This is a genomic window from Streptomyces sp. NPDC003032 (genome assembly GCF_053591415.1).
Map to the genome: position 1 here is coordinate 174,546 of NZ_JBSFTT010000017.1, position 11,823 is coordinate 186,368.

Annotated in this window: 10 protein-coding genes; 3 read left to right on the forward strand and 7 right to left on the reverse strand. The window is 72.6% G+C overall.

Going from position 1 to position 11,823, the window contains the following annotated elements; genetic code table 11:
* Positions 1-10 precede the first annotated feature (10 nt).
* Positions 11-1,507 (forward strand): ArnT family glycosyltransferase, encoded by a 1,497-nt coding sequence (locus ACWDZ7_RS24260; RefSeq protein WP_451799683.1) that lies wholly within the window; start codon positions 11-13, stop codon positions 1,505-1,507.
* Positions 1,508-1,530: 23 nt separating this feature from the next.
* Here ACWDZ7_RS24260 and ACWDZ7_RS24265 read toward each other — a convergent pair whose 3' ends face one another.
* From ACWDZ7_RS24265 to ACWDZ7_RS24275, 3 genes are read right to left on the reverse strand one after another with little or no spacing between them, the layout of a single operon-like run.
* A complete protein-coding gene (locus ACWDZ7_RS24265; RefSeq protein WP_451799684.1) occupies positions 1,531-2,214 on the reverse strand; it encodes a GAF and ANTAR domain-containing protein in 684 nt (227 codons plus the stop codon).
* Between the two features lie 54 nt (positions 2,215-2,268).
* Positions 2,269-2,997 carry a GAF and ANTAR domain-containing protein gene (locus ACWDZ7_RS24270; RefSeq protein WP_451799686.1) on the reverse strand — a complete coding sequence of 243 codons (729 nt, stop codon included), beginning with the start codon at positions 2,995-2,997 and terminating at the stop codon, positions 2,269-2,271.
* A gap of 5 nt (positions 2,998-3,002) precedes the next feature.
* On the reverse strand, positions 3,003-3,740 hold the full coding sequence (locus ACWDZ7_RS24275) for a GAF and ANTAR domain-containing protein (protein WP_451799687.1): 738 nt from the start codon (positions 3,738-3,740) through the stop codon (positions 3,003-3,005).
* 280 nt (positions 3,741-4,020) lie between these two features.
* Between ACWDZ7_RS24275 and ACWDZ7_RS24280 the strand changes: the two genes are divergently transcribed.
* Positions 4,021-4,758, forward strand: a complete 738-nt coding sequence (locus ACWDZ7_RS24280) for a GAF and ANTAR domain-containing protein (protein WP_451799689.1) — start codon at positions 4,021-4,023, stop codon at positions 4,756-4,758.
* A gap of 376 nt (positions 4,759-5,134) precedes the next feature.
* Here the strand turns inward: ACWDZ7_RS24280 and ACWDZ7_RS24285 are convergent, their stop codons facing one another.
* Positions 5,135-5,503 (reverse strand): NTP pyrophosphohydrolase, encoded by a 369-nt coding sequence (locus ACWDZ7_RS24285; RefSeq protein ID WP_451799690.1) that lies wholly within the window; start codon positions 5,501-5,503, stop codon positions 5,135-5,137.
* A 67-nt stretch (positions 5,504-5,570) separates the two neighbouring features.
* Here ACWDZ7_RS24285 and ACWDZ7_RS24290 point away from each other — a divergent pair, with 67 nt between their 5' ends.
* On the forward strand, positions 5,571-6,653 hold the full coding sequence (locus ACWDZ7_RS24290; protein ID WP_451799691.1) for a hypothetical protein: 1,083 nt from the start codon (positions 5,571-5,573) through the stop codon (positions 6,651-6,653).
* Positions 6,654-6,728: 75 nt separating this feature from the next.
* Here the strand turns inward: ACWDZ7_RS24290 and ACWDZ7_RS24295 are convergent, their stop codons facing one another.
* The 3 genes from ACWDZ7_RS24295 to ACWDZ7_RS24305 all read right to left on the reverse strand — a co-directional run bounded on the left by ACWDZ7_RS24295 (position 6,729) and on the right by ACWDZ7_RS24305 (position 11,699).
* Positions 6,729-8,861 (reverse strand): 3-hydroxyacyl-CoA dehydrogenase NAD-binding domain-containing protein, encoded by a 2,133-nt coding sequence (locus tag ACWDZ7_RS24295; protein WP_451799692.1) that lies wholly within the window; start codon positions 8,859-8,861, stop codon positions 6,729-6,731.
* Positions 8,858-10,084, reverse strand: coding sequence for a thiolase family protein (locus tag ACWDZ7_RS24300; protein WP_451799694.1), 1,227 nt, complete (start codon positions 10,082-10,084; stop codon positions 8,858-8,860). Before ACWDZ7_RS24300 ends, ACWDZ7_RS24295 begins: the two co-directional genes overlap by 4 nt.
* Positions 10,085-10,433: 349 nt before the next feature.
* The gene (locus ACWDZ7_RS24305; RefSeq protein WP_451799695.1) at positions 10,434-11,699 is read right to left on the reverse strand and encodes a ribonuclease D; all 1,266 of its coding nucleotides are present in this window, start codon (positions 11,697-11,699) and stop codon (positions 10,434-10,436) included.
* Positions 11,700-11,823: the final 124 nt, after the last annotated feature.

Below are 11,823 nucleotides of genomic sequence, written 5' to 3' on the forward strand. Positions count from 1 at the left end.
CGTGCACCGTATGCCCGCCGCGCCCCCCACCTCACTACGCCCCGTACGCGACCTACGGGTGCCGGGCCCGCGCGAGGAGTACGTCCCCGACCCCCGGGGCGCCTACTGGACGCGGCTGCTCCCGCTCTTCGCCACCCTGGCGTGCGTGACCCGCCTGCCCTCCTTCCGGTGGCCGCTGTGGAATCCCGACGAGGGCTATCTCGCCGTACAGGCACGGATGTTGGCCGACGGCGGTGAACTCTACGAGACGGTCGTCGACCGCAAGCCACCGCTCGTCCCCTGGCTCTACGCGGGGTCCTTCGCGCTCTTCGGCGACACCTCGCTGCTGCCGCTGAAGATCCTCGCCCTCGCCGCGCAGCTCCTGACGGCGGTGCTGCTCGCCTCGCTGGCCCGGCGCCGCTGGGGGGACGGCGCGGGGCGCACGGCGGGCGTCCTGTACCTCCTGGTCTCGATCGGCCTCAACCCGGAGGACGCCCAGGCGGCCACCTTCGAGATCTTCATGCTGCCGTGCACGGCCGCCGCCATGTGGTGCGCGGACCGCCGCCGCTGGGGCGCCGCGGGGACCGCGGTGGCGTGCGCGTTCCTCGCCAAGCAGACCGGCGGGGCGGTGCTCCTGCCGGTCCTGTGGCTGCTGTGGCGGGGCGGCGCCCCACGCCGGGACGTCCCGCGCCTGTGCGCCGGCCTGTGCGCTCCCGTCCTGGCCGCGGCCGCCCTGACGACGCCCTGGGGGTTCCTGTTCTGGACGGTGACGGGCTCGGGCGCGTACGCCTCGTTCACGGGCTCCGAACTCCACGTCCTCGGGCGGGGGTTGGTGAACGCCGCGATCCTCGCGGTGGCCTGCGCGGGCATCGTCCCACCGGTCGTACGCGTCCTGCGCGTCGCCCGTACCGGGGCGGGCGAGCTGTGGCTGTGGCTCGCCTCGTCGGTGGCCGCGGTGCTCCTCGGCTTCCACTTCTTCGGGCACTACTACCTGCAACTCATGCCGCCGCTGGCCCTGTTGGGCACGGCGGCGCTACAGATCCTGCCGCGTGAACGGACGGTCCGCGCGGTCCTCGCCTCGGGGTGCGCGTCCGCGCTGTTCCTGGCCTGGGGCCTCCTCGCGCCACGCCCCGAACTGGCGCACGCCACCCGCCTCGCGGAGACCGTCAGGGCACACACCGCGCCCGACGCGAAGGTGCTGTTCTGGGGGATACACCCGGAGGCGTACTGGCTGGCCGACCGCGCCCCCGCGAGCCGCTTCCTCACGGCCGGGCTGCTCACCAACTACAGCGGCGGCCGCAACGGCCCCCAGGTGGGGGAGAAGTACGCGGTCGACGGCGCCTGGCCCGCCTTCCGCGAGGAGTGGCGGGCCCACCCGCCGGCCCTGGTGGTCGACGACTCCCGGGGCCTGCCGTACGCCCCGGCCCGCGTCCCGTCCCTGCGACGTGCCCTGGCGGTGGGGTACGAGCCGGTGCTGTGGGTGGACGGGGCGGTGGTGTACGTACGGGTGGACCACCGGGGGCGGTGACGGCCCCGAAGGGCGTATGCGCGTCAGTCGAGGGTGTGGTGGGTCAGGACGTGGTCGGCGGTCTGGTGGAGCGGCTGGTTGTGGCGGAAGGCGTGGGCGCGCATACGGGCCAGGGCGTCGTCCGGGGGGAGCTGGTACGTCTCGGCGAGGATGCCGGCGGCCATGTGGACGCTGGGCGGGTAGCCCTGTGGACCGGGCCGGGGCGGGCGGTGCTCGGCGGTCAGCAGGTGGGGGTGCTCGTCGAGGGCAAGCAGGGCGAGGATGCGGGCGTAGGCGCGGCCCAGGGATTTCTGCCGGTCGGTGAGGAGGCCGGGCGTGGTGCGGTAGAGGTCCATGGCGCCGATGCGCAGCTGGCCGGTGGCCAGGGGGAGAGCTGCCACGGAGCGCATCAGCTGCTCGGCGGCGGCCTGGGTGAAGGCGGGCCACCGGGCGAACGCCTGGTCCAGGTCCGCTTCCTCCACCAGGGTGTGCTGCACGAAGGCGTCGGTGCAGGGACCCTCTCCGGTGGTGAGCTGGGCGTCCTCGAGGCGCCGGGCGCGCTCGTCGGTGGCGTGGCCAAGCAGGCGCAGTTCACCGGAGACGACCAGGGTCACGCCGAGGCAGTCGGCCTCCAGGTCCGAGGCGCAGGCCCGGCAGGCCGAGGCGAGGCTGATGCCGCCCTCGGAGGCGCCGATCCGTAGCCAGGCGGCGGCGTGGTCGTCATCCATGGGGTGTCCCAACGAGAGGTCGCGGGAAGGGGTGGCTGAGGGGGCGGTGGGTGGTCAGGGGCGTGCTATGGCGTCGGTGTCGAGGTGTCCGTCGATGATCTGGCGGCACAGCCAGGTCAGACCCAGCTGGTGGGCGCGGGCGTGGCGGCGCAGCGCGTCGAAGGCGTCGTCGACGCCGGTGCTCCAGCGTTCGGCGAGGACGCCCTTGGCCTGCTCGATGACGACACGGCTGATCAGGGCCGCGTGCATCTGCGCGCGCTGCTGGTTGGCGTGGGTGAGGGTGCGGTGCTGCAGGATGGCGATGGTCGCCACGTCCGCCAGCGCCTGCGCGACTCGCGCGTCGGCGGGGGAGAGGTCCTGCGAGCGGGTGTCGAAGAGGTTCAGCGCGCCGATGACCTCTTCGCGCAGGCGCATCGGCAGCGCGTGGGTGACGAGGAAACCGGCCTGGCGGGCGCGGGCCGCGAAGACCGGGAAGGCGCTGGTGGCCACCGGTGAGGTCAGGTCGATGTTCAGCCGCACCGTGCCGGTCTTGTGGGTCTCCACGCACGGGCCCTGGTCGTGCTGGAGCGCGAAGAGCTCCAGCAGGCGGGTGTGCTCGTCCGAGGCGGCGATCAGCTGCAGTCTGCCGCCGGGATCCTCGAGCATGACGCCCACCGCCGACACGTCGAGCAGCTCCGTGCAGCGATCGCAGAGCGTGTGCAGGAAGTCGATCAGGTCGAAATCGTCGACGAGCGTGTCGACCGCGTCGATGACGGCCGCCAGCAGGCGTTCTTCTCGAGTCATGCCCTTCAGTCCCTCCGCCGGCCAGCAGCGCCCGGCTCGTCTCCATCATCATGGCGAAAATGCACCCGACGGGCTACCACGTCCTCCGCGACCTCGATCAACGGCCTTCCATGGCGGAAGGCGTGGGCCCGCAACCGGATCAGCGACTCGGCCAGGGAGACGCCGGCCTGCACACTGATCATCCCGGTCGCCTGGTGCACGGCGGCACGGTAGAAGTGCGACCCGTCCTCCGCGGCGGCGAAGGCCTCCCACTGTCCACCGTCCCGCACGAGCGCGGCGGTCAGCGCGCGCGTGACGATCCACGCGTCGGCCAGGGACAGCTCCTCCAGCGGGCCGGGCCTCGCCCGCTGCAGGGTCATGGTGCCCAGACAGGCCGTGCCGACCAGCAGCGGCAGACAGAACACGGCCCCGATCCCCAGCGCGAGCGCCTCGGGCAGCAGGGTCGGCCACCGGTCGACGGGCTCGCCCGCCAGGTCGGGCACCGAGACGGCCGTGGCCGAAACGGCGACCTCCGGGCCCGGCCCCTGCCCCAGGGTGAACTGCAGGTCCTCCAGCCGGGTGCTGACACCCGGGGTGGACCACAGCAGCTCATTGAGGCCGCCGGCGACCGTGACGGACACGGCCACGCCGTCGACCCCCAGCGCACGGGCGCACCGGGCCGCGTCCGCGCCGACCGGGCCGACGCTGTCGGGCGCCGGGCGCAGGCTCGCCAGCACAGCGGCGAGGTCGCCCTTGGAGACCACGGCCCGTCACCTCCTGCCTGGCCGAATTAGCCTGGGAAACGGCCCACTCAGTCTATGACGCCTGATCTCATCGCGGGCCTCTGCCATTGCGGGGCGGTGTCAGGAGCGTAGGGTGGAAACAACTGCCCGTACTCGCACAGACAGTTCTGTCTCGCACGGCAATCCTGACATTGGCTTCCGATCAAGGGCAGCATCGGCGGTTGAGTGCCAAAGATCGGAAGCACACCATGCGCACAGTCCTTGGTGCGTGCTCTCGCGCCGCACCCGTCTTCCTGTCCCCATGACCGCCGCCCGGGCGGCAGCCGTCGAACTCGCCGCCATCCATCTCGACCGCCCAGACCCGGCCGGCAGCCTCGCGCGTGCGTGCCGGACAGAGCTGAGCCGGGCCTGTTCGGTGGGTCTGACGCTGGCGGCGGACGCCGCGCTGGCGCAGCGCGTCTCCCTGGCCGCCGAGGGTCCGCTGGCCGCCCGGGGGGAAGCCCTCCAGGTGAACCTCGGCGAAGGCCCCTGTGTCCAGGCCCTGAGCCGCCTCGTGCCGGTCATCGCCCCCGACCTCGACGACGTCGACGTCGCCGGAGCCTGGCCCGTCTACGCCGCGCAGGCCCGCGCCCACGGCATCCGGGCCGTCTTCGCGCTCCCCGCGGTCCCCGCCGGCCACACCCTGCCCCAGCCGGGGCTCGCCCTGTGCCTCTACCGCGACCGGCCCGGGATGCTGCCCGAAGCGGACCTGGCCACTGCCCGCATTTATGTACGCGCCGCCGAGCTGCTGCTCCTGGCCGTGCCCGCCCCCGGCGAGGACGACGCCGCCGACGCCTGGCTCCTGCCCGTCGATGCCGTCGTCCACCAGGCCACCGGCATGATCAGCCACCGCCACGCCCTCACCACCGGCCAGGCGCTGGCCCTGCTGCGCTCCCATGCCCATGCCCGCGACAGCGACCTGACCGACCTCTCCCACGCCATCGTCCACCACGGGCTGCGACTGCCCGAGCCTCCCCCGTCGGACTCCGCGGGGCTTTGAGGCAGGGGCCTGAAACCGGGGCTGAAGCCGGGCCACCACAGCTCACGGCCGCCGCTGAGTCGCTCGAAGCAGCGGCGGCCGATCGGGCGCGGGGGGCAGGGCTTCTCCGTCCCCTCGCGTCTCCGTCCTCATGACCCGGGGACGCGGGAGTCGCCCCGGGCCGGGATGAGGACGCGTGGGCCGGGGCCGCGTTCGCCGCGGAGCGTCGCCCCGGCCGCCTGAGGCCTGATCTCGACGCGAGCCCGGGGGCTGGGGGCCGGGGGCACTGACGAGTGCCCCTCTGGCCAAGAACTGTAGGCCCGGGGAGCCGGGGCCGGAGCACCGAAAACTGGCCTACTTGGCGCGCCGCGGACGGCGCGAGACAGGGAGGGCGGCTTCAAGGGCGTACGATCCGCGGGCCCACGCACTCGGCGCCCGACTCCGCGACCCTGCGCCGCAGTTCGCGGTCGGCCGTGACCACCACGCACGGCCGGCCCGCCGCCTCGGCGGCCACCTCCACGACGCGGTCGTCGCCACTGCCGGGCGCGCTCTCGACACGTACGCCGGGCACCGGATCGACGCCTCTCGCGGCCCCCTCGACGACGAGGACCATCTCCAGCGGCCCCGGATGCCCCGGGATGCCCTCCTCGGCGTACACGACGAGCCGGTCGCGCAGCCGCTCGGCAGCTCCGCGGCGGTCGTGCCACCAGCCGTCCGGCACGGAACCGACGACGTTCGCGGCGTCGACGACGACAAGAGTTCTCATACGGCAAACGTAAACTAAAGGGCAGAACGCTGTGCGCACGTGAACGTGGAAGGGTTGCCGCCGAGTCATGCCGTCGAGGACGAGGTACGTCAGCACCGGTGCCCCGGAGACCGCCCGCTGGCTGCTGCGCGGCAGCGACGGCCGGCTCACCGCGTACGCCCGTACCGAAGACGGACTGCTGCGCTGGACCCAGAGCGCGCCCGGCGGCCCCGACTGGACGGGCCCCGACTTCTTCGAGGCGCCCGACCTGACATGCCTGACGCTGGCTCAGGGCGCCGACGGATACGTGCACTTCGTGGGCCGCCGTGAGCGGCGCGAAGCCGACGGCAAGGCCGTCGTCGACCTCGTGCACTCCATCCAGTACCAGACGGGGCGGCCGCTCATGGACTGGCGCTCGCTCGGCAACCCGCACACCAAACTCGTCGAGCGCGCGCCGCACCTCGGCGCGCCCGCCGCCGCCGTGGACGCCGCGGGCACGGTCCACGTCTTCGTGCGGGACGCCGTGAACAGCGTACGGATGCGCCGCGAGGGCAAGGGCGGCAAGTGGGAGGGCTGGAAGGACTTCAAGGTCCGCGCGGCCCTGGACGGCATCGTCGCCCTCGCCACCACCGCCGGCCGCGTGGAGGTCCTCGCGCCCGGCGCCGAGACGACGCTGCGCTGGGCCCAGGAGAAGCAGGGCGGCGAGCTGCTCCGCGCGGACGACATCCCGCTCGCCCCGGCCCCCGGCTCGGGCGCCGCCCTGGAGACCGGCCCCGACCGTCTCACGTACTACGCCGCCGACGTCCTCGGCGGCGGCATGCTCGCCCACCGCCCGGTGGACGGCGGCCCCGCGACCCCGGTCCCGCTCGGCGGAGCCCCCGGTACAGGGCCCACGGCGGCCCTGCGGACGACCATAGACGGCCACGACTGCACGGTCCTCGCGCACCGCGCGAAAACCGGCCGCCCCGCGCTCGCCGCGTTCCCCACGGAGGACGAGGCCGCGGGCCTGTGGTGGGCCGAGACCGGTGAACCGTGCCTGGGCGCCCCGGCGCTGGCGCTGGACGCGCGGGGCCGCGTCGTCATGGCGGCGATCGGCCTCGACGGCACACTGCGGCTCGCCCGTCAGAAGGCGGAGCCGGGGCTCGCGCTGGAGGCATGGACCCAGGTGTGAACAGACGGGTGTGAACAGACGACGGTGGGCCGTACGGGTCAGCTCCCGTACGGCCCACCGTCGTTGCCGTGCGCGTTACTCCGGGACGCTCGCCACGCCCTGTGCCAGGAACCGCTTGCCGTTCACCCGCTCGCTGACGCCCTCACGGTCCAGGTACGGCGTGATGCCGCCCAGGTGGAAGGGCCAGCCCGCGCCGGTGATCAGGCAGAGGTCGATGTCCTGGGCCTCGGCGACGACGCCCTCGTCGAGCATGAGCCCGATCTCCTGCGCCACCGCGTCGAGGACGCGGTCCCGCACCTGCTCCTCGGTCAGGACGACATCGCCCTGCTTGAGGAGAGCGGCGACCTCGGGGTCAAGCTCCGGCTTGCCGGAGTCGTAGACGTAGAAGCCGCGCTTGCCCGCCTTGACGACGGCCGCGAGGTTCGGGGAGACCGTGAAGCGGTCCGGGAAGGCGCGGTTCAGCGTCTCGGACACGTGCAGACCGATGGCCGGGCCGACCAGCTCCAGGAGCACCAGCGGCGACATCGGCAGACCGAGCGGCTCGATGGCCTTCTCGGCGACCGCGACCGGGGTGCCCTCGTCGATGACGTTCTGGATCTCGCCCATGAAGCGGGTGAGGATGCGGTTCACGACGAACGCCGGGGCGTCCTTCACGAGCACCGCGGTCTTCTTCAGCTTCTTGGCGACACCGAACGCCGTGGCCAGCGAGGCGTCGTCGGTCCGCTCGCCGCGCACGATCTCCAGGAGCGGCAGGATCGCGACCGGGTTGAAGAAGTGGAAGCCGACGACCCGCTCGGGGTGCTTCAGCTTCGACGCCATCTCGGTGACCGACAGCGACGAGGTGTTGGTGGCGAGGATGGCGTGCGCCGGGGCGACGGCCTCGACCTCGGCGAACACCTGCTGCTTGACGCCGATCTCCTCGAAGACGGCCTCGATGATGAAGTCGGCGTCGGAGAAGCCCTCGGCCTTGTCCAGGACGCCGCTCACCAGCGCCTTGAGGCGGTTGGCCTTGTCCTGGTTGATGCGGCCCTTGCCGAGCAGCTTGTCGATCTCGGCCTGGACGTAGCCCACACCCTTGTCGACGCGCTCCTGGTCGATGTCGGTCAGCACGACCGGCACCTCCAGGCGGCGCAGGAAGAGCAGGGCGAGCTGCGAGGCCATCAGACCGGCGCCGACGACGCCGACCTTGGTGACCGGGCGCGCCAGGTTCTTGTCCGGGGCGCCGGCCGGGCGCTTGCCGCGCTTCTGCACGAGGTTGAACGAGTAGATGCCCGCGCGCAGTTCACCGCCCATGATGAGGTCGGCGAGCGCCTTGTCCTCGGCGTCGAAGCCCTTCTGGAGGTCACCGTCCTTGGCGGCCTCGATGATCTCCAGGGCGCGGTAGGCGGCCGGAGCGGCGCCGTGCACCTTGGAGTCGGCGATGGCACGGCCGCGGGCGACGGCGGCGTCCCAGCCCTCGCCGCGGTCGATCTCCGGACGCACTACCTCGACCGAGCCGGTCAGGACGGACGCCGTCCAGATCAGCGACTGCTCCAGGAAGTCGGCGCCCTCGAAGAGGGCGTCGGCGATCCCGAGCTCGAAGACCTGCTTGCCCTTGAGCTGACGGTTCTGGTTGAGCGAGTTCTCGATGATGACCGAGACGGCCTTGTCCGCGCCGATCAGGTTCGGGAGCAGCGCGCAGCCGCCCCAGCCCGGGACCAGGCCGAGGAAGACCTCGGGCAGCGAGAAGGCGGGCAGCGCCTTGGAGACGGTGCGGTAGGAGCAGTGCAGACCGACCTCGACGCCACCGCCCATCGCGGCGCCGTTGTAGTACGCGAAGGTCGGCACGGCGAGCCCGGAGAGCCGCTTGAAGACCTCGTGGCCGCCCTTGCCGATGGCGAGCGCGTCCTCGTGGCGCTTCAGCAGCTCGACGCCCTTGAGGTCGGCGCCGACAGCGAAGATGAACGGCTTGCCGGTGATGCCGGCACCGACGATGGCGCCCTCGGCCGCCTCCTTCTCGACCTGGTCGATCGCCGTGTTCAGGTTGGCGAGGGACTGCGGCCCGAAGGTGGTCGGCTTGGTGTGGTCGAAGCCGTTGTCGAGGGTGATGAGCGCGAAGCGGCCCGCACCCCGGGGGAGGTCGAGGTGGCGTACGTGCGCCTGCGTGACGACCTCGTCGGGGAACAGCTCGGCCGCACCCTTCAGAAGCTCAGCGGTCGTGGTGCTCACTTGTCGCCTCCGGCGTCCTTGTGGTTCGGGTTCTCCCAGATGACCGTCGCGCCCATGCCGAAGCCGACGCACATGGTCGTGAGGCCGTAGCGCACCTCGGGCTGCTCCTCGAACTGCCGCGCCAGCTGCGTCATCAGGCGTACGCCGGAGGAGGCGAGCGGGTGGCCGTACGCGATGGCGCCGCCGTACTGGTTGACGCGCGCGTCGTCGTCCGCGATGCCGTAGTGCTCCAGGAAGGCGAGCACCTGCACGGCGAACGCCTCGTTGATCTCGAAGAGACCGATGTCGGAGATGGACAGGCCCGCCTGGGCGAGCGCCTTCTCCGTGGCCGGGATCGGGCCGTAACCCATGACCTCCGGCTCGACGCCCGCGAAGGAGTACGAGACGAGGCGCATCTTGACGGGGAGGTTGTTCTCCCGCGCGAACTCCTCGGAGGCGATGAGGGAGGCGGTGGCGCCGTCGTTGAGACCCGCGGCGTTGCCGGCCGTGACGCGGCCGTGCGTACGGAACGGCGTCTTCAGCCCGGCGAGGTTCTCCAGGGTGGTGCCCGGACGCATCGGCTCGTCGGCGGTGGCGAGGCCCCAGCCGGTCTCACCGGCCTCTTCGTTGGTACGGCGTACGGAGATCGGCACCAGGTCCGCCTGGATCTTGCCGTCGGCGTACGCCTTGGCGGCCTTCTCCTGCGAGCGCACCGCGTACTCGTCGGCGCGCCGCTTGGTGATGCTCGGGTAGCGGTCGTGCAGGTTCTCGGCGGTCATGCCCATGAACAGGGCGGACTCGTCGACCAGCTTCTCGCTGACGAAGCGGGGGTTCGGGTCGACGCCCTCGCCCATGGGGTGGCGGCCCATGTGCTCGACGCCACCGGCGATGGCGATGTCGTACGCACCGAAGGCGACGCTGCCCGCGACCGAGGTCACGGCGGTCAGGGCGCCGGCGCACATGCGGTCGATGGAGTAGCCGGGCACGGACTGCGGGAGCCCGGCGAGGATGCCGGCGGTGCGGCCGATCGTCAGGCCCTGGTCGCCGATCTGCGTGGTCGCGGCGATGGCGACCTCGTCGATCTTGGCGGGGTCGAGGTCCGGGTTGCGGCGCAGCAGCTCCCGGATGGCCTTCACGATGAGGTCATCGGCACGGGTCTCGTGGTAGATGCCCTTCGGACCCGCCTTGCCGAACGGGGTGCGGACGCCGTCCACGAAGACGACGTCCCTGACGGTACGAGGCACGATGGCTCTCCTCCAGGGTGCGGGTGCGCCACGCCTGCGGCGCGCTTCCGGGGTCCATGCTACTTGTCGGTAACTAGGCTGCCCAGTCCTGGCTCGGGGAGGCGAAGGTCACACTTGCCTGGCGGCGGGCTTGGGCGGTCTTTTCCGGGCCCGGGCTCCAACTGTGCCGCCCTGTCGGCCGGTGGGGCCGGCCCTGTACCGCCGCTTCGCGGCGGATCTCTCCCACCCGTCCACCCGTTTACCCCGCGGGTGGACGGGTGGGTGGTTACGTTGCGGGGCTGGTGCAGGGCAAACGGGCGGGTGGGAGACATCCGCCGCGGAGCGGCGGGACAGGGGCGACGGGCCGGGGTCAGGACAGGGCCGTGACCAGGGGCGGGGTGACCTGGGTGATCTGCCAGGGGCGGGCGCCGTGGGTGGCTAGGGCCGCGGACACGGAGTCCGCGTCCACCTGGGCCGGAGGCTCCCAGCAGACGCGCCGGACCGTGTCCGGAGTGATCAGGTTCTCCTGGGGCATGTTCAGCTGCTCGGCGAGCGAGGAGATGGCCGCCCGCGCCGCGGAGAGCCGCGCCGCGGCCGCGGGGTCACGGTCCGCCCAGGAGCGGGGCGGCGGCGGCCCGCTCACCGTCTGCCCGGGCTGCGGAAGCTCGGAGTCGGGCAGCGCCTTGGCGCGGTCCACCGCGGCCTGCCACTGCTCCAGCTGGCGCCGCCCCATGCGGTGCCCGAACCCGGGGAGCGCGGCGAGCGCGTGCACGTTCGGCGGCAGGGCGAGCGCCGCCTCGACGATCGCGCCGTCGCTGAGCACCTTGCCGGGGGAGACGTCGCGCCGCTGCGCGACCTTGTCGCGCGCGGTCCACAGCTCCCGTACGACCGCCATCTGCCGGCGCCGCCGCACCTTGTGCATGCCGGACGTCCGGCGCCAGGGGTCCTTGCGGGGCGGCGCGGGCGGCGCGGAGGCGATGGCGTCGAACTCCTCGCGGGCCCACTCCAGCTTGCCCTGGCGGTCGAGCTCCTTCTCCAGGGCGTCGCGCAGGTCGACGAGGAGCTCGACGTCGAGCGCCGCGTACCGGAGCCAGGGCTCGGGCAGCGGCCGCGTCGACCAGTCGACGGCGGAGTGCCCCTTCTCCAGTACGAAGCCGAGTACGCCCTCGACCATCGCGCCGAGCCCCACCCGCGGGAACCCGGCGAGCCGCCCCGCCAGCTCCGTGTCGAAGATCCGCGACGGCACCATGCCTATTTCGCGCAGGCACGGCAGGTCCTGGGTGGCCGCGTGCAGCACCCACTCCGTGTCGCCGAGGGCCTCGCCGAGAGCGGAGAGGTCGGGGCAGGCGACGGGGTCGATGAGCGCGGAGCCCGCGCCCTCGCGGCGGAGCTGGACGAGATAGGCGCGCTGGCCGTACCGGTAGCCGGACGCGCGTTCGGCGTCGACGGCCACGGGGCCGGTGCCGCGGGCGTAGGCGGCGATCATCGCGGCGAGGGACTCCTCGTCGGCGATCACCGGCGGAATGCCGTCGCGGGGCTCGAGCAAGGGGGTCGGCGCCGTTTCGACGTCGTCCGGAGGGGCGCCTCCGGTGGTTCGCAGTGAGCTGTCTGCTGCGGTCTCTTGGGCGTCGGTCACCTGTCAAGGGTATCTGTGTATGCGCGGCGCCCGTCGACGGAACGTTCCGTCGACGGGCGGGGGGGGGGGGTTAAAAAAACAGAGGGTTATTAAAGTTGGGAACCCGAACGGAAAAAAAGGGGTG

Excerpts from the sequence above, each read along its gene's own strand:
- ACWDZ7_RS24270 (WP_451799686.1), bottom strand. The coding sequence starts at position 2,997 with ATGACTCGAGAAGAACGCCTGCTGGCGGCCGTCATCGACGCGGTCGAC.
- ACWDZ7_RS24265 (WP_451799684.1), bottom strand. The coding sequence starts at position 2,214 with ATGGATGACGACCACGCCGCCGCCTGGCTACGGATCGGCGCCTCCGAG.
- ACWDZ7_RS24280 (WP_451799689.1), top strand. The coding sequence starts at position 4,021 with ATGACCGCCGCCCGGGCGGCAGCCGTCGAACTCGCCGCCATCCATCTC.
- ACWDZ7_RS24290 (WP_451799691.1), top strand. The coding sequence starts at position 5,571 with ATGCCGTCGAGGACGAGGTACGTCAGCACCGGTGCCCCGGAGACCGCC.
- ACWDZ7_RS24285 (WP_451799690.1), bottom strand. The coding sequence starts at position 5,503 with ATGAGAACTCTTGTCGTCGTCGACGCCGCGAACGTCGTCGGTTCCGTG.
- ACWDZ7_RS24260 (WP_451799683.1), top strand. The coding sequence starts at position 11 with ATGCCCGCCGCGCCCCCCACCTCACTACGCCCCGTACGCGACCTACGG.